Genomic DNA, 24,561 nt, shown 5'->3' with positions numbered 1-24,561 from the left:
TGCTCAGGCGATGTTCTGCTCGGCCGACCAGCTGGCGTACCAGCTGCGGAACAGCGCGTACTGCTGTTCGGCATAGTTGCGCTGGGCATCGGTCAGCACGTCGGTTTCGTTGAAGTGCAGGCTGTACTCGCGGTCGCCGTTGAGCACCATCAAGTGCTTGTAATACAACACCAGGTCGCAGCCCTCGTCGAACGACGACAGTACCGCCAGCGCCGCTTCCAGCTCGCGCGCCAGGCGCCGGGCCCGGGCGTCGCCTTTGGCGGCCTGTTTGCTCAGGCTCACCAGTTGCAACACTTCGCGCGGCAGCGCATTGCCGATGCCGGTGATGGCGCCGGTGGCGTTGCAGTTGACGAAGCCATGCACCACCTGGGTGTCGACACCGACCATCAGGGTGACATCGTCATCCTTGGAGGTGATGTGCTCGGCGGCATAGCGCAGGTCGGCGCCGCCGCCGAACTCCTTGAAACCGATCAGGTTGGGGAACGCGCTACGCAGTTCGAAGAACAGGTCGGCGCGGGTGGCAAAGCCGTAGTAGGGGCTGTTGTAGATCACCGCCGGCAGCTTCGGCGCGGCAGCCAGGATGGCCGAGAAGTGATGCTTCTGGGCGATCAGCGAGGCGCCGCGGCTGAGCACGCGAGGGATGACCATCAGGCCGGCGGCACCGACCTTGGCGGCGTGGGCGGCATGCGAAACCGCCTCACGGGTGTTTACCGCGCCCGTGCCGACGATGGTCGGAATGCCGGCGGCCACCAGGCGCGCCACGCCTTCCTGGCGCTCGGCCTCGGTCAGCAGTGGCCAGTCGCCCATCGAGCCGCAGTACACCACCGCGCTCATGCCGGCTTCGATCAGTTCGCGGCCCTTGCGCACCAAGGCGTCGAAGTCCGGCTTGCGCTCGGCGGTGCATGGGGTCATCAGGGCGGGCATGGTGCCGGTGAAAATGTTGTTGGTCATTGTTGTTACTCCTGGCGAAATTGGGTTTGGTCAAAAGGCCGGGGGCTCAGATGCCCCAGGCGAACGGGTCCTGTTCGTCGATCAGCAGGGTGCTGTCGGCGGTCATGTGGGCGCGGCCGGTGATGAACGGTCGAATACGCTCGCCGTCACGCTCGTAACGGCCGTGAAACTGGCTGCCGGTGATGCTGGCCTGCACCCAGGTCTGGCCTTCGGCGAGCGTGCCGTCGGCAGCCAGGCAGGCCAGCTTGGCGCTGGTGCCGGTGCCGCACGGTGAGCGGTCGTAGGCCTTGCCCGGGCACATCACGAAGTTGCGGCTGTCGGCGTTGGCGTCGTCGGCGAACAGCTCGACATGGTCGATGGGCGCGCCGTTTTCGCCGGTGATGCCTTGGGCTGCGAGCGCCTTGAGCATGGCCCAGGTGTACTCGGTCAACAGCTCGCGGTTATCCAGCTCGATGCGCTGGCCGTGTTCGGCAACGAGGAAGAACCAGTTGCCGCCCCAGGCGATGTCGCCGTGCACTACGCCATGGCCGGGCACGTCCACCGCAACCTGTTGGCGGTAGCGGTAGGAGGGCACGTTGCCGATGGTGATGGCGCCGTCGTCGTGCAGGGTGGCGCTGACCTGGCCGACCGGGGTGTCGATCTTGTGCACACCCGGTGCGATCAGGCCCAGGTACTGCAACGAGGCGACCAGGCCGATGGTGCCGTGACCGCACATGTTCAGGTAGCCGGCGTTGTTGAAGAAGATCACGCCGCAGGTAGCGTCGGCCGATACCGGCGGGCAGTACAGCGCGCCAACCAGCACATCGTTGCCGCGTGGCTCCAGCAGGCAGGCGCGGCGCCATGGGTCGTGCAGCTCGCGCAGTTCGTCGCGCTGTTCGGCCATGCTGCGGCCGTGCAGTTGCGGAAAGCCCTTCATCACCAGGCGGGTCGGTTCGCCGCCAGTGTGGGAGTCGATGACGTGAATCTGTTTCATGGGCTTGTCCCTTGCGTAAAAGATCAGGAAGCGACGGCAGCAGGGCGGCCGGTATAGGTTTCAGCGCAGGCTTCGCTTTCGTCCTCGCCTTCCAGGCGCACCAGGTGGGCAGGCACGCCAGTGGCCGCGCCCCAGTAGTAGATACCCAGCGCGCAGGCCGCCACGGCCACGGTGTCGAGCGGGTGGCCGATTACCCCCAGGCCGCCGAAACTGCCCAGCCACGACAGCAGGATGGTCAGCGCATAGAACCCGATCAGCCACGCCGACGAGCGAACTTGCTGGGCCAGCGAAAGGTGCTGGGTGGGCACGAAGCGGCTGCACAGCAGGTACAGCACGAACATCACGATTTGCAGGGCCAGCAGCCACGACACGGTGTTCCAGCCCGACCAGTACACGATCAGCGCAGCGATGATGAACGACAGCGGGCCGAGCACGGCCATGCCCTTGACCCGGAACGGGCGCGGCATGTGTGGTGCATTGCGGCGCAGGGCGGCGACGCTGACCGGCGCTACCGCGTAGCTCAGTACCAGCGCTGCGGACACCACGTTGATCAGCGCTTCCCACGATGGGAACGGCAGGGTCCAGAACACCGACAGGCCAAATGTCAGCCACAGGGCCGGGCGCGGGATGCCGGACTCTGCATCGATGCGGGTGAAGTACTTGAAGAAGGTGCCGGTCTGCGCCCAGCCATAGATCACGCGCGGGGTGGCGTTCATGTAGATGTTGCCGCAGCCGCTTGGCGAGATCACTGCGTCGGCCACCACCAGGTAGGCGAGCCAGCCCACACCCAGCGCCAGGGCGATGTCACGGTAGGGCAGGGCCAGTTCCTTGGTCACGCTGGCCCAGCCGTTGGCCAGCATTTCGGTCGGCACGCTGCCGAGGAAGGCCAGTTGCAGCAAGGCGTAGATCGCGGTGGACAGCAACACCGAAAGAATCAGCGCAATCGGGATGGTGCGCTGCGGGTTCTTGACCTCGCTGGCCACCGAAATGATCGGCGTCAGGCCCAGGTAGGCGAAGATGATGCCGCCAGCGGATACGGCCATTTCCACGCCGGACAGGCCGAACGGGGCAAAGCCCTGGACCTCGAAGTTTTCTGGCTTGAAGAAAGTGAACAGCACGCCGATCACCAGCAGCGGCACGATGAACTTGAACACGCTGACCAGGTTGTTGGCCTTGGCGAAGGTTTTCACGCTGCGGTAGTTGAGGAAGAAGAACAGGCCCAGCAGGGCGAACTGCACCAGCCAGCCGAGCACGGTCGGGTCGCTGGAGCCGGCCTTGGTCAGCCCGGGGAACCAGGCGGCGGCGTATTGGCGCGAAGCGACCACTTCGATGGCGATCAGGCTGGAGAAGGCGATCAGGGTGATGAAGCCCATCAGGTAGCCGAGCAGCGGGCCGTGCGAGTACACCGGGTAGCGCACCACGCCACCGGCGCGGGGCAAGGCGGCGCCCAGTTCGCAGTAGACGATGCCCAGTAGCAGGACGGCAAAGCCGCCAAGGAACCAGGAGAGGATGCCAGCCGGGCCGGCGATGGCCGAGACATGGCTGGCGGCGAACAGCCAGCCCGAGCCGAAGATAGCGCCTAGGCCGATGAAGGTGAGGTCCAGCAGTGATAACTGTTTCTTGAATTTGCCTGACATGGGTTCGCCTTTTTGTTGGTTATTGGATAGGCAGGTCTGATGTCACGAGATGCGGCTTTTGGGGCCGCGCTCTTGTAGGACTTGGGCGGCTTGCGTGGGGCATAGAGTGAACCGGTCGGGGCGACGGTTCTTGATGGTTTTCTGCAAGGTGGATGACGAAATCGGCACAGTTGCAAAAAATGCTGGCGGTCAGGGTGGGCTGGTGGATAGGCTGTAGGCCACACCGCACAAGGCCTGTAGGAGTGTGTTGAGAGCGCCGGCCTCTTCGCGGGCATGCCCGCTCCCACAGGTACGGCGCAGAATTCGAAATGTGTGGAGGACCTGTGGGAGCGGGCGAGCCCGCGAAAGGGCCTGCCCAGCCAGCAGAGAACCGACAGATGACCGACACCTCCCTGGCAACCCTCTACCAGTCTCTCGACCAGCACCGCCCCGCCAGCCTCGAGGCCCTGCTCGCCGGTGTATCGCTGCTGCTGCCGATTCTCGACGCCATTCCCAACGCCGCAATCTTCATCAAGGACCCGGCCGCCCGCTACGTGCTGGCCAACACCACCTTGGTCCAGCGCTGCGGCCTCAAGCGCCTGCAACCGCTGCTGGGCAAGACCAGTGCCGAAGTGTTCCCGGCACAGCTGGGCCCCGGCTACACCGAGCAGGACCGCCGGGTGCTCAAGGAAGGGATGGTGCTGGAGGACCAACTGGAACTGCACCTGTACGGCAGCCGTGAACCCGGCTGGTGCCTGACCCACAAGCGCCCGCTGTACAACCAGGCGGGCGAGATCATCGGCCTGGTCGGTATTTCGGTCGACCTGCAGTCAGCTGCCGACAGCCACCCCGCCTATCAACGCCTGGCCGCGGTGGACGAGCACATCCGCCAGCATTTCCATCAGCCGATCAGCATGGGCGAGCTAACCCGCATCGCCGGTATTTCCGTGGCCCAGCTGGAGCGCTATTGCAAGCGGGTGTTCCACCTCACGCCCCGGCAGATGATCCACAAGGCACGCCTGGAGCACGCTCATCGCCTGCTGCATTCGGACCTGCCGATCACTGAAGTGGCGATGTGCTGCGGCTATACCGACCACAGCGCCTTCAGCCGCCAGTTCAAGCAGCTGACCGGCTTTACCCCGCGCCAGTACCGGCAGGCGACTGGCGGTCAGGTGGCCTGAAACAGCGCACGGGCTTCGGCAAAGCATTGCTCTGCAATTGCCGAACGCGGCTCGCTGCGGCGCAGCAGCAGACCGACCGGGCTGTGGATGGCGGCGTCGGCCACCGGCAAGATGCGCAGGTGCTCGCTGAGGTCTTCCAGGCCGCAGTCCAGCGGCATGATCGCGCAGCACAGGCCGGTATTGATGGCCTGGATCAGCTGGAAGGTCGAGTCGCTTTCCAGTACCGAATCGGGCTCAAGGCCACGGCTACGGAAGCTCAGGTCCAGCGACTGGCGGTAGTGCATGCCTTTGCTCAGCAGGCCTAGCGGAATAGTGCCCAGCTCGTCCCAGCGCAGGGTGTCGCTGGCAAACTGGAAGTGCCGGGTGTCGTGCAGCAGGCCCATGGTGGTGGTGCCCAGCTCGATCACTTCGAAGAAGCTGGTGTTGACCTGGTCCAGGTAGCAGATGCCCAGGTCGAGCTGGTTGCGGCTGAGGCCGTCGATCACCTGCTCCGAGCTCAGCGAGCTGAGCTGAAAGTGCAGCTCGGGGTATTTTTCGCGCAGCGGCAGCAGCAGGTGCATGGGGTTGAAACTGGCCAGCGGCACTGTGCCCAGGCGCAGGCTGCCGACCACCTGGCCACGGCAACTGGCAGCCTCGGCCTGCAGGCCGTCGTGGGCGGCGAGCAGGGTACGGGCCCAGGCCAGGATGCGCTCGCCGGCCTCGGTAAAGCCTTCGAAGCGCTGGCCGCGCTTGACCAGTACCAGGTCCAGTTCGTCTTCCAGGTTGCGCAGGCGCATGGACAGCGTCGGCTGGGTGATATGGCACAGCGCCGCCGCCTGGCCGAAGTGGCGGGTCTGGTCGAGGGCGATGAGGAATTTGAGCTGCTTGATGTCCATGGAAGTGCCTGGCGTCTGGTTATGCAGACCTTAACCCACGTCTGCGATAGATGTCATTGATCGCCCGGTACGCCATATCGATTGGACGCCTGCTGGCCATGCCTCTAGCGTGGCGACAATGCCATTGAAGGAGCCTTGCCGTGCGCGTCCAACCCGATGCGGTCTTCGTACCGCTTAACATCGCCGTGCTGACCGTCAGCGACACCCGCACCTACGACAATGACACCTCCGGCGAACTGCTGGCCCGCCGCTCGGTAGAGGTCGGCCACCGCCTGGCGGCGCGGGCGCTGCTCAGGGACGACCTGTACAAGATCCGCGCCCAGGTGGCTACCTGGATTGCCGATGAACAGGTGCAGGTGGTGCTGATCACTGGCGGCACCGGCTTTACCGGGCGAGACAGCACGCCAGAGGCGGTCGAGTGCCTGCTGGAGAAGCGTATCGATGGCTTCGGTGAGCTGTTCAGGGCGTTGTCGATTCTGGATATCGGCACCTCGACGGTGCAGAGCCGGGCCTTGGCCGGGTTGTCCAACCGCACGTTGGTGTGCTGCCTGCCGGGGTCTACCGGGGCCTGCCGCACGGCGTGGGAAGGGATTCTGGCGGAGCAACTGGATGCCCGCCATCGGCCGTGCAACTTCGTCAAACACCTGTTGCCGATCGAGGCCTGCGCAAGCCGGGGCTGAACTGGGTCCTGTACCGGCCCGTTCGCGGGTAAACCCGCTCCCACAGGATCACCACTGCCTTTGGACTTTGTGCAGTCCCTGTGGGAGCGGGTTTACCCGCGAAAGGGCCAGCACAGGAGGGCGCATCTGCTCAGCTCAACACATATCCGACCGGCAACAACGCTGGCGGCAACTGCTGCTCCCCCAACCCCGCCAGTACATCGCGCTCTACGGTGCGCACCATGGCATCAGTCGGCAAGTCGTTCTCATCGCGCCCGAATGGGTCTTCCAGCTCGTTGCCAATCGCATCCAGCCCGAAGAACGTGTACCCCACGATGGTGGTGAACAGCGGCGCCAGCCAGCCCAGCGGCTCGGCCAGGGCAAACGGCAGCAGAATGCAGAAGATGTAGATGGTACGGTGCAGCAGCAGCGTATAGGGGAACGGCAAGGGTGTACCCTTGATCCGCTCACAGGTGGCCTGCACTTCGGTCAACCCTACCAGTCGCTGCTCCAGCAAACTGTAGCGCCAGTCACTGATCTGCTGTTGCTCTGCCAGCCTTGAGCAATGCTGGCCAATTTCGCGCAGGATGCCATCGCACACGTTGTGCGGGCTGATCGCCTCTGGCCGGGCGAGCCATGGCCGGGCAGCCGCCAGTTCGTCCTCACCGCGCAGCCGCGCATTCAATGCATGGGCAAAACCGCACAGGCTACGCAGCAGTTGGTTACGCAGTTTTTCATCTGTAATGACCACGCTCTCACGCACGAACGAACGGGTTTCGATAATCAGCTTGCCCCACGCCTTGCGCCCCTCCCACCAGCGGTCATAACAGGCGTTGTTGCGAAAGCTCATGAAGATCGACAGCGACAGGCCCAGCAAGGTGAACGGCGTGGCGCTGACCGGGTAGAAGAATGCCGGAAAATGCCGCTCGACCAACACGATCAGCGCCGCGAGCAGGGTGACCATCAGGCAGCGCAGGGCAATGCGCTTGACGATCGAGCCCTTGAGGGTGAACAGCACGCGCAGTACATCGGGGGTGGGGTGGACGATCATGGAAATCCAGAGACGGCCGCTCAGCCGCCGGTCATGTTCATGAAACGCAGGATCTGCACGTCGCCACCCACTTCGAAGTGGTGGCGGTAGGGCTTGAGGTGCAGCGAGTCGCGAATGGCCTTTTCCAGGCGTTCGGGGTTGCCAGGGTGGGCGCGCAGCACGTGCTTGAGGTCGACTGAATGTTCGTTGCCCAGGCACAGCAGCAGGCGGCCTTCGACGGTCAGGCGCACGCGGTTGCAGGTGGCACAGAAGTTGTGGCTGTGCGGTGAAATGAAGCCTACCCGGGTGTCGGCTGCTTCCGCCAGGCGCCAGTAGCGAGCCGGGCCTTGGGATGATTCGGTCGACTCGATCAGGGTGAACTGTTCGGCCAGCAACGCACGCACTTCATCGCTGGAGCAGAACGACTCGCCGCGTTCATGCTCGCTGATCACGCCCAGCGGCATTTCTTCGATGAAGGTGATGTCCAGCTCGCGATCGATGGCAAAGCGCACCAGGTCGACCAGCTCATGGTCATTGCGGCCTTTGAGCACCACGCAGTTGAGCTTGGTACGCTTGAACCCGGCCTGGCGGGCGGCATCGATGCCGGCGATGACCTGATGCAGGTCGCCGGTGCGGGTCAGTTGCTTGAAGCGCTCGGCGTCGAGGCTGTCGAGGCTGATGTTCAGGCGTGTCACACCCGCGTCGAACAACGGTTGGGCCAAGCGGCCAAGTTGCGAGCCGTTGCTGGTCAGGCACAGCTCGCGCAGGCCGGGCAGGGCGGCGAAGCGCCCACACAGGTCGATGATGCCCTGGCGTACCAGCGGCTCGCCGCCGGTCAGGCGGATCTTGCGGGTGCCGAGGGCGACGAAGCGCTCGGCCACCTGGAACAGTTCTTCGAGGCTGAGAATTTGCTGGCGCGGCAGGAACTGCATGTCTTCGGCCATGCAGTACACACAACGGAAGTCGCAGCGGTCGGTGACCGACATCCGCAGGTAGTCGATTTTCCGGTTGAAGCCGTCGATCAGGGCCCGGCTGTTCTGTTCCACGTTCGCGCTCGAGTCTCGAAGGGGTTGGGGCATGACTCCAAGCTATAACCTGGGGGCTGGGGCGTCAAATTGCTTTGTCCGACTGGTTGATCGACGGCCTCTATCACTCGGCTTGGCATTTTCAGCGTCTGTGAGATCGAGCGCCGCCCGCGCGGCGCTCGATCTCACTGGCGCTGAAGATGGCACGGCAAGCACCAGGAAGCCCATGATCGAAACCGCTTATCACCCCGTAAGATCTTTCGATTGGACGCCCCCACCCCACGCTTCATAGGCTGGAAAAAAGCATCGAAGCGTGAGGATTCATCGCATGAGCCAGGACGAACACATCAGGGACTACAAGGGCGCTGCCGCCGGCTGGGGTGCGCTGAAAAGCGTGACCAAGAGCTGGCTGGGCAGCGACAACGCCTTCAAGAACCTGCGGGCCATGCTCAAGACCAACCAGAACGGCGGCTTCGACTGCCCCGGCTGCGCCTGGGGCGAGTCGCCGGAAAGCGACATGGTCAAGTTCTGCGAAAACGGCGCCAAGGCGGTCAACTGGGAAGCCACCGGCCGCTCGGTCGACCCGGCATTCTTCGCCAAATACAGCGTCAGTGCGCTGAAGGAGCAGACCGACTACTGGCTTGAGTACCAGGGCCGCCTCACCCACCCGATGCGCTACGACGCCGTCAGCGACCACTATGTCGAAACCACCTGGCAGGAGGCCTTCGCGCTGGTCGCCAGGCACCTGCGTGCGCTGCAGTCGCCGGATGAAGCCGAATTCTACACCTCGGGGCGGGCCAGCAACGAAGCGGCGTTCCTCTACCAGCTGTTCGTGCGTGCCTACGGCACCAACAACTTCCCCGACTGCTCGAACATGTGCCACGAGGCCAGTGGCGCAGGCATGTCGGAAACCCTCGGCGTGGGCAAGGGCACTGTGGTGTTCCACGACCTGGAGCTGGCCGACGCCATTTTCGTCATCGGTCAGAACCCAGGCACTAACCACCCGCGCATGCTCGAACCACTGCGCGAAGCGGTCAAACGCGGTGCCCAGGTGGTGTGCTTCAACCCGCTGAAAGAGCGGGGCCTGGAGCGCTTCCAGCACCCGCAGCACCCGTTCGAAATGCTCAGCAATGGCTCCGAGCCCACGTCCAGCGCCTACTTTCGCCCAGCCTTGGGTGGCGACATGGCGGCCATGCGCGGCATTGCCAAGTACCTCTTGCAGTGGGAGCGCGAAGCCCAGGCCAAGGGCGAGCCGGCGGTATTCGACCATGCCTTCATCGCCGCGCACACCAGTGGCGTCGATGACTACCTGGCAGCGGTGGATGCCACCTCCTGGGAGCACATCGTCAAGCAGTCGGGCCTGACCCTGGCCGAGATCGAGCTGGCCGCCCGCATGTACCGCAAGGCCGAGCGGGTGATCATGTGCTGGGCCATGGGCGTTACCCAGCACCGCCATTCGGTGCCGACCGTGCAGGAAATCGTCAACCTGCAACTGTTGCGCGGCAACGTCGGCAAGCCCGGTGCCGGCCTTTCGCCGGTGCGCGGTCACAGCAACGTGCAAGGCGACCGCACCATGGGCATCGATGAGAAGCCCAAAGCGGCGCTGCTGGATGCCATCGAAAAACGCTTCCAGTTCCGTGTGCCGCGGGGCCATGGGCACAACGCGGTGCTGGCGATCAAGGCCATGGAAGAAGGGCGGGCCAAGGTGTTCGTCGCCCTCGGGGGCAACTTTGCCCAGGCCACCCCCGATACCCCGCGCACCCATGCGGCGCTGCAGAACTGCGCACTGACCGTGCAGATTTCCACCAAGCTCAACCGCTCGCACCTGGTCACGGGGCGCGATGCGCTGATCCTGCCGTGCCTGGGCCGTACCGAAATCGACTTGCAGGCCGAGGGGCCGCAAGGCGTGACCGTGGAGGACACCTTCAGCATGGTGCACATCTCCAATGGCCAGCTGCGCCCGCGTTCGCCGCACATGCGCTCGGAACCGTGGATCATTGCCGGTATGGCAAAGGCCACGCTGGGCAACCAGCCGATCGACTGGGAGTACGCGGTGGCCGATTACAACCGCATCCGCGACATGATCGCTGACGTGATTCCGGGCTTTACCGGTTTCAATGAACGCTTGAATAGCCCAGGCGGATTCCACCTTGGCAACAATGCCGCCGATCGCAACTTCCGCACGGCCACGGGCAAAGCCCGCTTCATGCCCCACGCGCTGCCCGAGGAACTGGTCAACGCCAAGGTGCTGGCCCGTGGTGACAAGCCCGACCTGATTTTGCAGACCCTGCGTTCGCACGACCAGTACAACACCACCCTGTATGGCCTGGACGACCGTTACCGTGGGGTGTTCGGCCTGCGTGAAGTGGTGTTCGTCAACGTAGCCGACATCCGCCGCCTGGGCTTCGAACCGGGTGAGCAGGTGGACCTTGTGTCGCTGTGGGAGGATGGCGTGGAGCGGCGGGTGTCGGGGTTCCGCCTGGTGGCGTATGACGTGCCTGAGGGGCAGGCGGCGGCGTATTACCCGGAAACCAACCCGTTGGTACCGCTGGAAAGTTATGGCGAGGGAACCTACACCCCGACCTCGAAATTCGTGGCGATCAAGGTCGAGAAAGCCAAGGCGGGGAACCGCATTGCGGCGGTGTTGGCCGCGGATTGACGGGTTGGCTGTACCGGCCTCTTCGCGGGCTCGCCCGCACAGGATCACCACAGGTCTCAGGGCTGTGATGACCCTGTGGGAGCGGGCGAGCCCGCGAAGAAGCCAGCACCGATCAGGCGCGATGCACCGGGTAAGCCGTGGTGTACTTCATCTGTTCCATGGCAAAACTGGAGGTAATGTTCGACAAGCCGTCGGTACGGGTGATCAGCTTCTTGTAGAACCGGTCATATGCCGCAATGTCCCCCACCACCACCCGTAGCATGTAGTCCCAGTCACCGGACATGCGGTAGAACTCCATCACTTCCTCGAACCCGGTCACGGTCGCGGCAAACTGCTCCAGCCAGGCGCTGTCATGGCGCTGGGTCTTGAGCTGGACGAACACCGTCAGCCCCAGCCCCAGCCGTTCGGGGTCCAGCAGGGCGACGCGGCCGATGATGTAGCCGTCTTCTTCCAGGCGCTTGACCCGCTTCCAGCACGGCGTGGTCGACAGGTTGACGGCCTCGGCCAGGTCCTTGAGCGAGATCGAGGCATCGCGCTGAAGCAGGGTAAGAATGTGCTGGTCGAAACTGTCCATATCGCGTGCGGGCCATGCAGGAAAATATTTCACAGATTACCCCAAGGCCAGAAGATTTGGGTTGTGCGATAGTGGCAGCTTTCACTCTGCCAGATGGGCCTGACCATGTCCGACAAGCCGCGCAATTTCGCCACCCGTACTATTCACGCTGGCGAGCAGTTCAGCGTTGCCGACAACGCTATTTTCCCGGCCATCGTCACTGCCAGCTCGTTCACCAAACGCAGCCTGGACGACAAGCCGGAGTACTCGTACAGCCGCGTTGGCAACCCTACGCGGCATGCCTATGAAACCTGTGTCGCCGCCCTGGAAGAAGGCGTGGGCGCGGTCGCCTGCGCCTCGGGGGTGAACGCTACCGCTACGGTGCTGGAGCTGCTGCCCAAGGATGCCCACGTGGTGGTGATGAACGGTGTGTACGGTGGCACCTTCCGCATCATGGAGGACTACCGCAGCCGCACCTCGGGCCTGACCACCACGTATGTCGACCTTAACGACCTCGAGGCCGTGGCCGCTGCGATCAAGCCGGAAACCCAGCTGATCTGGATCGAATCGCCAACCAACCCGTTGCTGCACCTGGTCGACATCAAGGCGGTCTGCGACCTGGCCAAGGCCAAGGGCATCCTCACCTGCATCGACAACACCTTCTGCTCGCCGTGGAACCAGCGCCCGATCACCTTGGGCGTGGACCTGGTGATGCACTCGGCCAGCAAGTACATTGGCGGCCACTCCGACCTCACCGGCGGTGTGGTGGTGGCGGCCAATGATGCGTTGCTGGCGCGCCTGCGCCGTATCAGCATGGCGATAGGGGCGGTGCAGGGGCCGTTCGACTGCTACCTGGCCCTGCGCGGCCTGAAAACCCTGGATGTGCGCATGGAGCGCCAGTGCGCCAATGCCCTGCAAGTGGCACGCTTTCTGGAAAGCCACGCGCAGGTCGAACAGGTGTATTACCCAGGGCTGGAGAGCCACCCGCAGCATGAGCTGTGCAAGCGCCAGATGCGCAGTGGCGGGGCGGTGGTGGCGATGAAAGTGAAAGGCGACCGCGCCGCGCTCAACCGCCTGGTGGAGGCGCTGCAGATCTTTGTGCTGGCCGACTCGCTGGGTGGCGTGGAAAGCATGATCAACCATTCCTGGAGCATGTCGCACTGCTCGCTGAGCCCGGAGCAGAAAGGGGTGATGGGCATCAGCGAGAACCTGCTGCGCTTGTCGGTAGGGATCGAGGATTACCGCGACCTGGTCGAGGACCTGGATGGGGCGCTGAAAGCGCTGGTTGCGGTATAAGGGCTGCAGGCCTCTTCGCGGGCTCGCCCGCTCCCACAAGTACTCCACAGGTCTTAAGGGCGATGGTGACCCTGTGGGAGCGGGCGAGCCCGCGAAGAGGCCTGCAGGTTCAATGATTTTTTGTCAGGATTTGGGCGGATGAATGATCCGTTCGATCTTGTCCTTGATCAGCAACCTTTCCTTGCGCAGTCGGGTGACGGCCTCGTCGTTGGTACCGTTGCCTTCGGCGGCGACCACCTCCTTGTCCTTGGCGTTGTATTCCTTGTGCAGCTTGTGCAGGTCCTGATCCTTGTCTATGAGCGCCTGGAACGCATCAGCGGTAACGTGCAGGTCAGCGAGCAGATCATGCGGAACTGGCATTTCTTCACCTCTGTCAGGGTTGTCGGTAAGGTCCTGACCTATGAGGATAGCCGCCTTTGCGCAGGCTTGTGACGGCTTGTCAGGCTGAATGGCAGCTGAACAAGTGGTGGTCATTTGTCCAATCATCCGCCTTCACGAAATTGTTACCGTCTTTTTCACAAAAAATTGATGACGCACTTTCTAGAGTTCGCCCAACTTTCCCACGGTGCCATTTGGCCTGGGGGTTGATAATCACTCTTGATGCGAACGCTGATGCTCAACTTCAAATCCGTGCGGACTGAATGGGTCACGCTGCTGGCCAGCCTTTACCTGCTGATCGGCTTCAACATATTTCTCTGGGAGCATCTGCAAGAGGTCGTGCCACCCGGGCTGTCGGGGTTGTGGCTGAGCCTGGCGTTCGCCGTGCTGATGCTGTTCGCCTTCAATCTGATCCTCACTTTGTTTGCATTCCAGTATGTGCTCAAGCCGTTACTTATCGTGTTGTTCATGAGTGGCGCAGGCGTGGCGTACTTCATGAACCAGTACGGCGTACTTATTGATGCCGGCATGTTCCGCAACATCGCCGAGACCAATGTTGCCGAAGTAACGGATCTTATGTCGTTCAAGTTTGCCGCTTATATCCTGCTGCTGGGTGTGCTGCCTTCGGTGCTGCTGTGGAAGGCGCCGATCGCTTACCGCCGCTGGCACCGCGAGCTGCTTGGCAAGCTGGTGGTCAGTGGTGCCTGTGTGGTGGCCCTTGGCTCGGTGGCGCTGGTCAATTATCAAGGGCTGTCGTCGCTGTTTCGCAATCACCACGAACTGCGCCTGATGCTGACCCCAAGCAATATCGTCGGGGCCTCCATTGGTTATGTCAGCGAGCGTGTCGGTACTGCCTCGCGCCCGTTCCAGCATTATGGCGAAGATGCCAAGCGGGATGCCGCCTGGCAAAAACATGAGCGCAAGTCGCTGACCGTGCTGGTGGTCGGGGAAAGTGCCCGGGCAGACCATTTCGGCGTGCTGGGCTATGAGCGCGATACCACGCCGAACCTGGCCAAGGAACAGGGCCTGCTGGCGTTTTCCGATGTGCACTCGTGCGGTACGGAAACCGCGGTCTCGGTGCCGTGCATGTTCTCGGGCATGAAGCGCAGGGATTACGATGCCCGCGTGGCGAAGAATCGCGAAGGCTTGCTGGACATTCTCCAGCGTGCCGGCCTGGCCGTGCAGTGGCGTGACAATCAGTCGGGTTGCAAAGGCACCTGCGACCGCGTCCAGTTCATCGATGTCAGCAACCTCAAGGTCCCCCAGTTGTGCGCCGATGGCGAATGCCATGACCAGATCCTGCTGCAAGGCCTTGACGCGCTGATCGACAACCTCGACAAGGACACCGTGCTGGTGCTGCACCAGATGGGCAGCCACGGCCCGGAATACTTCAAGCGCTACCCCAGTGGCAGCGAACGCTTCGCGCCGGTTTGCCATAGCAACGCGCTTAACCAGTGCAGCCAGCAGGAGATCATCAACGGCTATGACAACACCCTGGCCTATACCGACAACGTGCTGGCCTCGCTGATCGACACCCTGCGCAGCAAGCAGGACAAGGTCGACACGGCCATGATCTACCTGTCCGACCATGGCGAGTCACTGGGCGAGTACAACCTGTTCCTGCACGGCACACCCTACGCCATCGCTCCCGAGCAACAGAAGCATGTACCCCTGCTGACCTGGTTCTCCGACAGTTACAAGGCGGACTTCGGCATCGATACCGACTGCCTGGCCAAGCTCAGCGACGCCCCGCTGTCGCAGGACAACCTGTTCCACTCCATGCTCGGCCTGTTGCAGGTGCACACCCAGGTCTACCAGCAATCGCTGGACATGTTTGCCAGTTGCCGGCCCTGGCTGACGGCCAAGCGCTGAAGCCGGTCGCGTGCAAAACAGCACCACTGATCGATATCAAGGATGGCCCGGGTTTCACCAGCAGTGCCCGCGCCGTATATACTGCGCGCCAATGTTAGTGGGAGAGCCTTGTGGCCATCGAAATTCACTGGATCCGTGACGACCAGAGCCTGGCCGAACACTGCCGCGACTGGCACCAACTGCCCTTTGTCGCCGTCGATACCGAATTCATGCGGGTCGACACCTTTTACCCGAAAGCCGGGCTGATCCAGGTGGGTGACGGCCAGCGGGCCTTTCTGATCGACCCGCTGTTGATCGGCAACTGGCAACCCTTGGCCGATCTGCTCGACGACAGCGGCGTGGTCAAGGTGTTGCACGCCTGCAGCGAAGACCTTGAAGTGCTGCTGCGCCTGACCGGCAAATTGCCACAGCCGCTGTTCGACACCCAACTGGCCGCTGGTTACCTCAACCTGGGTTTCTCCATGGGCTACTCGCGCCTGGTGCAGGAAGTGCTGGGCATCGAGCTGCCCAAGGGCGAAACCCGCTCCGACTGGTTGCAGCGCCCGCTGTCGGACACCCAGGTCAGCTACGCTGCCGAAGATGCCGTGCACCTGGCCGAGCTGTTCACTGTGCTGCGCCCGCGCCTGAGTGACGACAAATACGCCTGGGTACTGGAGGACGGCGCTGAACTGGTAGCCGCCTTGCGCCGCGAAGTCGAGCCCGAAACCCTGTACCGGGACGTCAAGCTGGCCTGGAAGCTGGCCCCCCAGCAACTGGCAGTGCTGCGTGAGCTGTGCGCCTGGCGCGAGCGCGAAGCGCGCAACCGCGATGTGCCGCGCAACCGCATCCTCAAGGAGCACTCGCTATGGCCCATGGCCAAGAGCCAGCCTAACAACCTGTCGGCACTGGCCAAGATCGACGAGATGCACCCGCGCACCATTCGTCAGGACGGTGAGTTCCTTGTCCAGCTGATCAAGCGCGCCGCTAGCCTGCCTGCCGAGCAGTGGCCAGCGCCGTTGCCCGAGCCGCTGCCGATCGAGGCCGCCGGTATCCTCAAGCAGCTGCGTGCCATCGGCCAGGCCGAAGGCGAGCGCCTGGGGATTGCCCCCGAGCTGATGCTGCGCAAGAAAGCCCTGGAGGCGCTGCTCAAGAGCGGCTACCCCAATGGCCCATATCAACTGCCCGATGCACTGCGCGGCTGGCGCCGTGAGCGCATGGGCCAGGCCCTGCTCGACAGCCTTGCAGGCGCCGGAGAAACCCCATGAAACGCATTTGCTCGATTTACAAGAGCCCCCGCAAGAACGAAATGTACCTGTACGTGCTCAAGGCCGATGGCCTGCAACGCGTGCCCGAAGGCCTGCTGCCGTTCTTCGGCACCCCCGTGCACGCGTTCGACCTGGTGCTCAGCCCCGAGCGCAAGTTGGCCCGTGAGGACATCACCAAGGTCCTGGAGAACCTCGACAACCAGGGCTACCACCTGCAAATGCCGCCACCGGATGACGACTACATCGAGCACCTGCCCGAAGAGTTGCTGCGCCGTAACGACCCGGCCTGATCATGCGCGTCCTGATTGCCGAGCATGATCATGCCCGCTACGCCGAGCTGTTGCGTACTGCTGCACCGGAAGTGGAAATCCTGACCAGTGGCGACTCCGCTGAACTGGCCCGCCAGGCACCACAGTGCCCGGTGTGGCTGGGGCAGCCGGACCTGCTGGCGAGTTTGCTGCGCCAGGGCCATAAACCGCAGTGGATGCAGTCGACCTGGGCCGGCATCACACCATTGCTGGCCGACGGCCTGCCACGTGACTACCGCCTGACCCGTGCGGTGGGCATCTTCGGCCAGGTAATGGCCGAATACATGCTGACGTATATGCTGGGCCATGAGCGCGAGGTTCTGTCGCGCCTGGTCAGCCAGGTCGAGCGGCGCTGGGATGACCGGCCGGGGCGCAGCCTGGAAGGGCGCAAGGTGCTGATCGTTGGCACTGGCGATATCGGCCAGCGCGTGGCCGAGTGCTTGCAGCCGTTTGGCGTGGAGCTGTACGGCGTTGCCAGCAGTGCCCGTGAGCAGGCACCGTTCATCGAGGTGGCGGCACTGGCCGACCTGCCGCGCATGGTCGGCCAGGTCGACTACGTGCTCAACCTGCTGCCGGATACCCCGGCCACCCACGACCTGTACGACGCGGCACTGTTCAAGTGCTTCCAGCCCACGGCGCTGTTCATCAATGCCGGGCGCGGGGTGGCGGTGGTCGATGCTGATTTGGTCGAGGCATTGAAAGAAGGCCACCTGGCCGGTGCGGTGATCGATGTGTGCCGCCAGGAGCCGCTGCCCAAGCAACACCCGTTCTGGACCGCCTGGGGCTTGCTGCTGACCGGGCACAGCTCGGCGCCCACTTCGCCAGCGGCGATGGTGCGCTTGTTTGTGGAGAATGTGCGAGCGTATGCGGCGGGGCTGGGGTTGCGTGGCGAAGTCGATTTCGCCCGGGGCTACTGATTGATGTTGCCGGTACCGGCCTCTTCGCGGGCTCGCCCGCTCTCACAGGCACAACACCGCCCTGGAAAGCGGCGCCAAACCTGTGGGAGCGGGCTCGCCCGCGAAGAGGCCATTGAGGCCTCTACAAGGCTTACAGGCTGAAATCACCTTCGGCAGCCAGCTCGCTCAGCGGTTTGCGCGGGCTAGGCACTTCACGTGCCTGCAGTGCTTCATCCAGGCTGGCCTTGTCACCCAGCTTGCCGATCGCCACCATGGCATGCAGCACATAACCTTCAGGAATCTTCAGTTCCTGACGTGCCAGGTCCTGGTCGAAACCGGCCATGCCATGGGTATGCCAGCCGCTGAGGCTGGCTTGCAGGGCCAGGTGCCCCCAGGCCGAGCCTGTGTCGAAGGTGTGCCACAGCGCCGGTTTTTCTTCCGTGGCGCCCGGGGCGGCGAAGGTGGTCTTGGAAATCACCAGGACCAGCGCCGACGCCTGTTGCGCCCAGCTGCGGTTGAACGGCACCAGCAGGCTCAGGTAACGCTCCCAGCTCGGCGTGTCACGGCGGGCGTACAGGAAGCGCCAAGGCTGTGAGTTGTACGCCGACGGCGCCCAGCGGGCGGCTTCCAGGAAGCTCAGCAGCGTCTCTTCGCTGATCGGCTCGGCGGTGAAGGCGCGGGGCGACCAGCGGTTGATGAACTGCTCGTTGATGGCGTAATCGGCAATGCGGGGGTTGGCGCTCATGACGGCTCCTGCATAAGGACGGGAAAAGCGCACGCTACTGCCTCCCGTTGCGACTGACAAGCGGTCTGGCTTTGCCGAAGCCCAGGCTCTAGACTGGCGCCGCCGCGCGCCGTGGCCCCGAGATGAATGCAGGAAACCCGTGTAATGATCGCTGAAAACGCGCCGTTCTGGCGGCGCAAGACCCTCGAACAACTCGACCCGCAAGAGTGGGAGTCGCTGTGCGACGGCTGTGGCCTGTGCTGCCTGCAAAAGCTCGAGGACGAAGACGACAACAGCGTCTATTACACGCGCATCGCCTGCAAGCTGCTGGACATGCAAACCTGCCAGTGTAGCGACTACCCCAATCGCTTTGCCCACGTGCCGGACTGCATCCAGCTCACACCGGGCAAGGCCGACCAGTTCACCTGGCTGCCGAGCACCTGCGGTTACCGCCTGGTCAGTGAGGGCAAGGACCTGCCGGCCTGGCATCACCTGGTCTGTGGCGATCGCCAGCAGGTCCATGAACAGCGCATTTCCCAGTCGGGGCGTATGCTCAGGGAGCAGGACGTGCACGAAGACGACTGGGAAGACCACCTGATCTTCCGCGCCAGCTGACCCGCGCGGCCCGCTGCCACGGGGAAACAAGGAGTTTCTGTATGCGTTGCCAGCTGTTGCTGCTGTTGGGCCTGATGGCCAGTTCGCCGGCTTGGGCGAAAAAGGTCGACCTCGACTACCAGGTGCGCCTGTTACCAGCCAGTGGTCAGGCAGAGGTTCGCGTGACATTGGCCGAAGGCAGCGCCGTGCGCAGGCTGGACTTCGACCTGGGCAAAGCCGGCGCCTACAGCGGCTTCCAGGCTGACGGCCAATGGCAACTGAATGGCCAGCGTGGTGTGTGGCAGCCAGCGCCCGGCAAGACCAGCCTCAGTTACCGTGTGCAGTTGGACCAGAAACTCAGCAACGGCGCCTATTCATCGCGTATCACCCCGCATTGGGCGCTGTTCCTCGGCGACCAGCTGGTACCGCCTGCGCGCCTCGACCAGCAGGATGGGACCGAACTGGTCGCGCGCTTGGCATTCGACCTGCCCGAGGGCTGGAAAAGCATCGAGACGCCGTGGCCGCGCGTGGGCAAGGACAAGTTCCGTATCGACAATGTCTCGCGCCTGTTCGATCGCCCGACCGGCTGGATGCTCGCCGGCGACCTGGGCAGCCGCCGTGCCCGCCTGGGCGATACCGACGTGACCGTGGCCGCACCGGTAGGGCAGGGGATGCGGCGGATGGACAGCCTGACCTTGCTCACCTTCGTCTGGCCGCAATTGCAGGCGGTGTTCCCGCGCAACCCGCCGAAGCTGCTGCTGGTAGGGGCGCGTGACGGTATGTGGCGCGGAGCGATGGCGGCCCAGGGCTCGCTGTATCTGCACAGTGGCCGGCCAATGGTCAGCGAGAACGGTAGCAGCCCGTTGCTGCGTGAAGTGGTGCAGCTGTTTGCACAAATCCGCGGGCGTGATGGCAGTGACTGGCTGGTGGAGAGCCTGACCGACTATTACGCCAGTGAGTTGTTGCGCCGTTCCGGCGGGGTGAGTGACGACCGTTACCAGGCTTGGCAGGCCCGCCTGAGCAAGCAGGGCGCCAAGGTTGCCCGGCTCAAGGGGGAGCGTGCTACCCCGGCTCAGGTGGCCCGTGGCGTGATGCTGCTGCAAGCACTGGACAAGGAAATACGCATCCACACCCAGGCCAAGCGGTCGCTGGACGATGTGGTGCGCGGGCTGATGCGCCTGCCCAGCGTGAGCACCGAAGAGTTCGTGCAGATCAGCGAGAATGTGCTGGGGCGGCGCTCCGAGGTGTTGCAGAGCAAGGCGTTGCGTTAAACATCCCTGTCGCCTGTGCCAGCCTCTTCACAGGCACGCCCGCGAAGAGGCTGGCACAGGCGAAGCAAAATCAACTGGCGGACAGTGGATCCTTCCCTGTCACCGTCACCCCGCGTGTCGCCGCCTTGGCGCTGGCCTTCAACGCCGCCAGCTCCGAGGCACTGCGTTCGATATCCGAACGCAAGCGGTGGTATTCCTGCCGATGCTGCTGCCACCAGGCCTTGGTCGAGCAATGCCCGCTGACGCCACGGGCCACCGCCAGCCCTCCGACCACCATTTGCAGCAATCCAACCAGGCCGCCATGGCGGAGCCCCTTGCTGAACATCAGCGCGCCTCCCGCCAGAGAACCGACCCGTTCCAGGCCATGAACATTGTGCTGCGATGACGCAGCGGAATGAATATCGAGCATGGCAAGCCCTCCTTGTGAATGTAAGCAGCTGACCTGCAGGGCGGCGCCAGCGTTCATTCGGGTCGCCCGGCGGGCGTGGGGCTTCAAGCAACGCCATGTGACCATGCTGCCCATCGCCGGGGGATTTGTGGCGGGTTGTGGGCCGGTGCAGCGGTGAATTCCTGCACATTTGTCTGATCCGGATAATTACCTGTCCGGTTTGGCAATGCAGCCTCGAGGGTGTTTAATCTCCCCTCTAATCCCGCTGTAACCCTTGAAAATAAAGGGCCAGACAGTTTTTGCCGTTCATCGAAAATGCTGTAGACACATTGTCTAACAGTGCCCTATAGTCGTTATACAAATAGTAGACACAGCGCTATGACAACAAAGAAGGCCGCCATGAAAGCCAGTGTTCAACCCCTCACCGCCGACGTGCCGCAGGACCGCAAAGCCGTCCTCGCCGAAGCGCTGCGCCGTCGGATTCTCAGCATGGAGCTGGCGCCAGGTGCGGTGGTGGACGAGCTGGCCCTGTGCGATGAATTTGGTCTGTCGCGCCCCCCGGTGCGTGAGCTGCTGCGCCAGATTGCCGCCGAAGGCTACATCGAACTGGAAGCTAACCGCGCACCCCGTGTCGCCGCCATGAACCATGAGTCGCTGCACAGCTTCTACGTTGCTGCGCCGCTTATCTACGTGGCCACTACCCAGTTGGCCGCCACCTACGCCAGCGAAGCTGAAATCGAAGGGCTCAAGGCCATTCAGGCCCACTTCCGCCGCGCCATCGAAGAGCGCGACGTGGAAAACCGCGTGCTCTACAACGACGCCTTCCACCTGGAAATCGGCAAGATGGCGCACAACGACTACCTGCTGCCAAGCCTGCGTCGCCTGCTGATCGACCACACCCGGCTGGGCAAGATTTTCTACCGCCATCCGACCACCGATGACATGCAGCGCGACCTTGAAGTGGCCTGCGACCAGCACGACCAGATGATCCAGGCCATCGAGCGCCGCGACCCGCAAACCGCTGGCCAGTTGGTGCGCGAACATTTCGAGCTGTCCCGCCGGCGCATGGCCGAATACGCCGCACCGCAAGGGCTGGATGTACCGATTCAACTATGAGTTACCCCGGTCAGGCCGTCGGCGCTGACCCACCGTCGACAACAAGAACCAGGTTAGTGAGATGACAAGAATAAGTTCGTTACCTGCCGATGATGCCACCTGTGGTTGGTATCACCTGAGCAAGCCCCGCACGCCAAGGCCGGCCCACAGTGGCCACAGCCAGGCCCGCTGGGTGGTGGTCGGCGCCGGTTTTACCGGCTTGGCCGCCGCGCGTCAGCTGGCGACGAACTTTCCGGATGACGAGATCGTGTTGATCGAGGCGCAGGAGGTTGGCTTTGGCACCTCCGGGCGTAACGCCGGTTTTGCCATTGACCTGCCGCACGACATCGGCGCCGAGGACTACATCGGCGACATCGACATCGCCAAGACCGTGCTCAAGCTCAACCTGGGTGGCCAGTCCTACCTCAAGGAGCTGATCGAACGCTACGACATCGAGTGCCAGTTCCGCCATTGCGGCAAGTACCAGGCCGCCGTCGAGGGTCGTGGCATCGCGGTGCTGGATGCCTATCGGCGTGGCCTGGATAAACTCGGCCAACCCTACGAAGTGATCGAAGGGCGCGACCTGCCCGAGCACATTGGTACGCACTTCTACCGCAAAGGCCTGTTTACCCCCGGTACCGCCTTGCTGCAACCCTCGGCGCTGGTCAAAGGCCTGGCCGACAGCCTGCCGGGCAATGTCTCGCTGTATGAGCACACGCCGATCACCGAGGTCGAGTACGGTGACAAGGTGGTGCTGCGACACGCCAAGGGCTCGATCACCGCCGACAAGTTGGTGCTGACCACCAATGCCTTCGGCATGAGCTTCGGCTTCCTCAAGGGCCGCATGCTGCCAGTGTTCACCTACGGCAGCATTACCCGCCCGCTGACCGAGGAAGAGCAGGCCCGCCTGGGCGGCAAACCCTATTGGGGCGTGATCCCCGCAGACCCGTTCGGCACCACCATGCGCCGTACTGTCGACAACCGCCTGCTGATCCGCAACAGCTTCAGCTACAACCCCGACGGGCGCAGCAACCGCAAATACCTGGCGCGCTTCGTCGAGCGTCACCGCGAATCGTTCGCCCGGCGTTTCCCGATGTTGCCCGGCGTTGACTTCGAATACACCTGGGGCGGTGCACTGGCCTTGTCGCGTAATCACATGGGTTTCTTTGGCAACTTGGCGCCCAATGTGGTCGGCGCATTGTGCTGCAATGGCCTGGGCGTTACTCGCGGTACGGTCACCGGCAAGTTGCTGGCCGACTGGCTGGCCGGTGACAAGAACGCACTGATCGAATTTTTGCTGAATGCCCCCGGGCCTTGCTCGAACCCGCCGCAGCCCTTGGTTTCACTGGGTTTGAACGCCAACCTGATGTGGGGGCAGTTCCGCGCTGGCAAAGAAAGCTGATCGATAGCAGACGTCAGGCATAGAACAGACATGTCGGCATTCCATTCGCCGGCACGGGCTCACTCAGCCCGAAATTGATGGCCGGTAGTAATTACCGGGTACCCGGGGCTGAACAGTGTTTTCAGTTTCGCGGAGGCGCTCGCCTTGAATATGTGCATGTAGCAGAAATGGTAGGAACAATAATGACAAGTCCGAATGTTTCGATTGAAGATGTACCGATCAACAACTTTCACCAGTTGCTGACGTTGCGTTCCGGTGGCGGCTCGTTCGTTGACGGCTATGTACTGAGCCTCATCGGCGTGGCCATGGTGCAGATGTCTGCGGGCCTGAGCCTGACCAGTTTCTGGCAAGGCATGATCGCCGCGTCGGCGCTGATCGGCATTTTCTTCGGAGGCTTCTTCGGCGGTTGGCTAACCGACCGCTTCGGCCGCAAGCGCGTGTTCTTCGTCGGCCCGACCCTGTTCATCCTGGCCTCGCTGGCGCAGTTCTGGGTGGAGTCTGCACTGGCGTTGTTCCTGCTGCGTTTTGCCATCGGTATTGCAGTGGGCATCGAGTACCCCGTGGCGACATCGCTGCTGGTGGAGTTTTTGCCGAAGAAAAACCGTGGCCCGCGCCTGGCCACCCTGACCGTGCTGTGGTTCGCCGGTGCTGCCACCGCCTATATGGTCGGGGAAGCAATCCTGCGCCACGGCGGTGAGGATGCCTGGCGCCTGGTGCTGGCCAGTGCCGCGGTGATCGGCGCGCTGCTGTTCGCCATCCGTCTCGGCACACCGGAGTCGCCACGCTGGCTGATCAGCAAAGGCCGCTCGGCCGAGGCCGAACAGGTGATCAAGCGCGTGTACGGCAACAACTTCTCGCTGCAGAACCTGCCGGAAGAACCCAAGACCCGCAAGCTGTCGCTCCTCAGCCTGCTGCACTCCGGCTACGGCAAACGCATGCTGTTCGTGACCATGTTCTGGACCTGCTCAGTGATCCCGGTGTTTGCCGTATACGCTTTCGCTCCGAAAGTGTTGGGCGCGCTCAACCTGAAAGGGGACTGGGCAGCCATCGGTTCAGTCGCCATCACTTGCCTGTTCGTGGTCGGTTGCATCATCGGCACCCGCCTGCTGAACACCATCGGGCGCCGTACCACGCTGCTGCACAGCTTCTTCTGGTCAGGGCTGGCGCTGCTCGGCCTGGGTGCTTTCAGCAACGGCAACGAGATGCTCATCCTCGCCCTGTTCGGCGCTTACGCGCTGTTCATCGGAGGCGCCCAGGTGCTGCAGCTGGTCTACCCCAACGAGTTGTTTCCCACCGAGATTCGCGCTGGCGCGGTAGGCGTAGGCACCTCGATGTCGCGTGTCGGCGCGGCCGTCGGCACCTGGCTGGTCCCCATCGCGCTGGAGAGCTACGGCATTGGCGCGACCATGTACGCCGCCGCCGCCGTGACCTTCGTCGGCCTGGCTTTCTCGGTCGCGCTGGCCCCGGAAACCCGTTCCCTGAACCTGCAGCAAGCGGCTTCGCTGAGCTGAAACCTTACAACCCACCGCAGCGTGGTTGTTGCGGGCCTTACAACACTGAGCAACGCACTG

23 protein-coding genes are annotated in these 24,561 nt (G+C 63.3%); 13 read left to right on the top strand and 10 right to left on the bottom strand.

Going from position 1 to position 24,561, the window contains the following annotated elements; all coding sequences use genetic code 11:
• Positions 1 to 3: 3 nt before the first annotated feature.
• Genes E8E68_RS21255 through E8E68_RS21245 form a run of 3 tightly spaced genes read right to left on the bottom strand, consistent with a single transcriptional unit; the run spans position 4 to position 3,561 of the window.
• Complete coding sequence (locus E8E68_RS21255; protein ID WP_280344457.1) at positions 4 to 951, bottom strand: dihydrodipicolinate synthase family protein; 948 nt, start codon at positions 949 to 951, stop codon at positions 4 to 6.
• Positions 952 to 997: 46 nt separating this feature from the next.
• A complete protein-coding gene (locus tag E8E68_RS21250; protein ID WP_280344454.1) occupies positions 998 to 1,924 on the bottom strand; it encodes a 4-hydroxyproline epimerase in 927 nt (308 codons plus the stop codon).
• Between the two features lie 23 nt (positions 1,925 to 1,947).
• Complete coding sequence (locus E8E68_RS21245; protein WP_014860701.1) at positions 1,948 to 3,561, bottom strand: APC family permease; 1,614 nt, start codon at positions 3,559 to 3,561, stop codon at positions 1,948 to 1,950.
• A 377-nt stretch (positions 3,562 to 3,938) separates the two neighbouring features.
• Here E8E68_RS21245 and E8E68_RS21240 point away from each other — a divergent pair, with 377 nt between their 5' ends.
• Positions 3,939 to 4,721, top strand: coding sequence for an AraC family transcriptional regulator (locus tag E8E68_RS21240; protein ID WP_280344448.1), 783 nt, complete (start codon positions 3,939 to 3,941; stop codon positions 4,719 to 4,721).
• On the opposite strand, the gene E8E68_RS21235 is transcribed toward E8E68_RS21240, so the two are convergent.
• Positions 4,709 to 5,596, bottom strand: a complete 888-nt coding sequence (locus E8E68_RS21235) for a LysR family transcriptional regulator (protein WP_266031628.1) — start codon at positions 5,594 to 5,596, stop codon at positions 4,709 to 4,711. The two genes, E8E68_RS21240 and E8E68_RS21235, sit on opposite strands and share 13 nt — an antisense overlap.
• Positions 5,597 to 5,736: 140 nt before the next feature.
• Between E8E68_RS21235 and moaB the strand changes: the two genes are divergently transcribed.
• Complete coding sequence (moaB, locus tag E8E68_RS21230; protein ID WP_266031627.1) at positions 5,737 to 6,276, top strand: molybdenum cofactor biosynthesis protein B; 540 nt, start codon at positions 5,737 to 5,739, stop codon at positions 6,274 to 6,276.
• Between the two features lie 130 nt (positions 6,277 to 6,406).
• Here moaB and E8E68_RS21225 read toward each other — a convergent pair whose 3' ends face one another.
• Both E8E68_RS21225 and moaA read right to left on the bottom strand, forming a co-directional pair.
• Positions 6,407 to 7,306 carry a bestrophin family protein gene (locus tag E8E68_RS21225; protein WP_266031625.1) on the bottom strand — a complete coding sequence of 300 codons (900 nt, stop codon included), beginning with the start codon at positions 7,304 to 7,306 and terminating at the stop codon, positions 6,407 to 6,409.
• Between the two features lie 20 nt (positions 7,307 to 7,326).
• Positions 7,327 to 8,331, bottom strand: a complete 1,005-nt coding sequence (gene moaA / locus E8E68_RS21220) for a GTP 3',8-cyclase MoaA (RefSeq protein ID WP_280344444.1) — start codon at positions 8,329 to 8,331, stop codon at positions 7,327 to 7,329.
• Between the two features lie 307 nt (positions 8,332 to 8,638).
• On the opposite strand from moaA, the gene E8E68_RS21215 reads away from it, so the two are divergent.
• On the top strand, positions 8,639 to 10,969 hold the full coding sequence (locus E8E68_RS21215) for an FdhF/YdeP family oxidoreductase (RefSeq protein ID WP_280344441.1): 2,331 nt from the start codon (positions 8,639 to 8,641) through the stop codon (positions 10,967 to 10,969).
• Between the two features lie 112 nt (positions 10,970 to 11,081).
• Here the strand turns inward: E8E68_RS21215 and E8E68_RS21210 are convergent, their stop codons facing one another.
• On the bottom strand, positions 11,082 to 11,543 hold the full coding sequence (locus E8E68_RS21210; protein ID WP_266031620.1) for an Lrp/AsnC family transcriptional regulator: 462 nt from the start codon (positions 11,541 to 11,543) through the stop codon (positions 11,082 to 11,084).
• Between the two features lie 93 nt (positions 11,544 to 11,636).
• Here E8E68_RS21210 and E8E68_RS21205 point away from each other — a divergent pair, with 93 nt between their 5' ends.
• On the top strand, positions 11,637 to 12,818 hold the full coding sequence (locus tag E8E68_RS21205) for an aminotransferase class I/II-fold pyridoxal phosphate-dependent enzyme (RefSeq protein WP_110743767.1): 1,182 nt from the start codon (positions 11,637 to 11,639) through the stop codon (positions 12,816 to 12,818).
• 123 nt (positions 12,819 to 12,941) lie between these two features.
• On the opposite strand, the gene E8E68_RS21200 is transcribed toward E8E68_RS21205, so the two are convergent.
• Entirely contained in the window at positions 12,942 to 13,178 is a 237-nt protein-coding gene (locus E8E68_RS21200; protein ID WP_266031618.1) for a YdcH family protein, read from the bottom strand.
• Between the two features lie 252 nt (positions 13,179 to 13,430).
• Between E8E68_RS21200 and E8E68_RS21195 the strand changes: the two genes are divergently transcribed.
• From E8E68_RS21195 to E8E68_RS21180, 4 genes are all read left to right on the top strand, one after another.
• Positions 13,431 to 15,068, top strand: a complete 1,638-nt coding sequence (locus tag E8E68_RS21195) for a phosphoethanolamine--lipid A transferase (protein WP_266031617.1) — start codon at positions 13,431 to 13,433, stop codon at positions 15,066 to 15,068.
• 110 nt (positions 15,069 to 15,178) lie between these two features.
• Positions 15,179 to 16,312, top strand: a complete 1,134-nt coding sequence (gene rnd / locus E8E68_RS21190; protein ID WP_110743764.1) for a ribonuclease D — start codon at positions 15,179 to 15,181, stop codon at positions 16,310 to 16,312.
• The gene (locus E8E68_RS21185) at positions 16,309 to 16,602 is read left to right on the top strand and encodes a YcgL domain-containing protein (protein WP_110743763.1); all 294 of its coding nucleotides are present in this window, start codon (positions 16,309 to 16,311) and stop codon (positions 16,600 to 16,602) included. The genes rnd and E8E68_RS21185 overlap by 4 nt, the downstream gene beginning before the upstream one ends.
• A 2-nt stretch (positions 16,603 to 16,604) precedes the next feature.
• The gene (locus E8E68_RS21180) at positions 16,605 to 17,537 is read left to right on the top strand and encodes a D-2-hydroxyacid dehydrogenase (RefSeq protein WP_280344434.1); all 933 of its coding nucleotides are present in this window, start codon (positions 16,605 to 16,607) and stop codon (positions 17,535 to 17,537) included.
• 130 nt (positions 17,538 to 17,667) lie between these two features.
• Here E8E68_RS21180 and E8E68_RS21175 read toward each other — a convergent pair whose 3' ends face one another.
• Positions 17,668 to 18,261 carry a nitroreductase family protein gene (locus E8E68_RS21175; protein WP_110743761.1) on the bottom strand — a complete coding sequence of 198 codons (594 nt, stop codon included), beginning with the start codon at positions 18,259 to 18,261 and terminating at the stop codon, positions 17,668 to 17,670.
• Between the two features lie 144 nt (positions 18,262 to 18,405).
• Between E8E68_RS21175 and E8E68_RS21170 the strand changes: the two genes are divergently transcribed.
• Positions 18,406 to 18,855 carry a YcgN family cysteine cluster protein gene (locus E8E68_RS21170; RefSeq protein ID WP_266031612.1) on the top strand — a complete coding sequence of 150 codons (450 nt, stop codon included), beginning with the start codon at positions 18,406 to 18,408 and terminating at the stop codon, positions 18,853 to 18,855.
• A 41-nt stretch (positions 18,856 to 18,896) separates the two neighbouring features.
• Complete coding sequence (locus tag E8E68_RS21165) at positions 18,897 to 20,105, top strand: hypothetical protein (RefSeq protein WP_280344427.1); 1,209 nt, start codon at positions 18,897 to 18,899, stop codon at positions 20,103 to 20,105.
• A gap of 70 nt (positions 20,106 to 20,175) precedes the next feature.
• Here the strand turns inward: E8E68_RS21165 and E8E68_RS21160 are convergent, their stop codons facing one another.
• On the bottom strand, positions 20,176 to 20,514 hold the full coding sequence (locus E8E68_RS21160; protein WP_110743758.1) for a DUF2892 domain-containing protein: 339 nt from the start codon (positions 20,512 to 20,514) through the stop codon (positions 20,176 to 20,178).
• A 378-nt stretch (positions 20,515 to 20,892) separates the two neighbouring features.
• Here E8E68_RS21160 and E8E68_RS21155 point away from each other — a divergent pair, with 378 nt between their 5' ends.
• From E8E68_RS21155 to E8E68_RS21145, 3 genes are all read left to right on the top strand, one after another.
• Positions 20,893 to 21,609 (top strand): GntR family transcriptional regulator, encoded by a 717-nt coding sequence (locus E8E68_RS21155; protein ID WP_266031607.1) that lies wholly within the window; start codon positions 20,893 to 20,895, stop codon positions 21,607 to 21,609.
• Positions 21,610 to 21,670: 61 nt separating this feature from the next.
• The gene (locus E8E68_RS21150; RefSeq protein ID WP_280344424.1) at positions 21,671 to 22,990 is read left to right on the top strand and encodes an FAD-binding oxidoreductase; all 1,320 of its coding nucleotides are present in this window, start codon (positions 21,671 to 21,673) and stop codon (positions 22,988 to 22,990) included.
• A 182-nt stretch (positions 22,991 to 23,172) separates the two neighbouring features.
• The gene (locus E8E68_RS21145; protein ID WP_110743755.1) at positions 23,173 to 24,501 is read left to right on the top strand and encodes an MFS transporter; all 1,329 of its coding nucleotides are present in this window, start codon (positions 23,173 to 23,175) and stop codon (positions 24,499 to 24,501) included.
• Positions 24,502 to 24,561 lie beyond the last annotated feature (60 nt).

Source organism: Pseudomonas sp. BN607 (genome assembly GCF_029871175.1).
GTDB lineage: Bacteria > Pseudomonadota > Gammaproteobacteria > Pseudomonadales > Pseudomonadaceae > Aquipseudomonas.
This window is presented reverse-complemented; position numbering and strand designations above follow the sequence as displayed.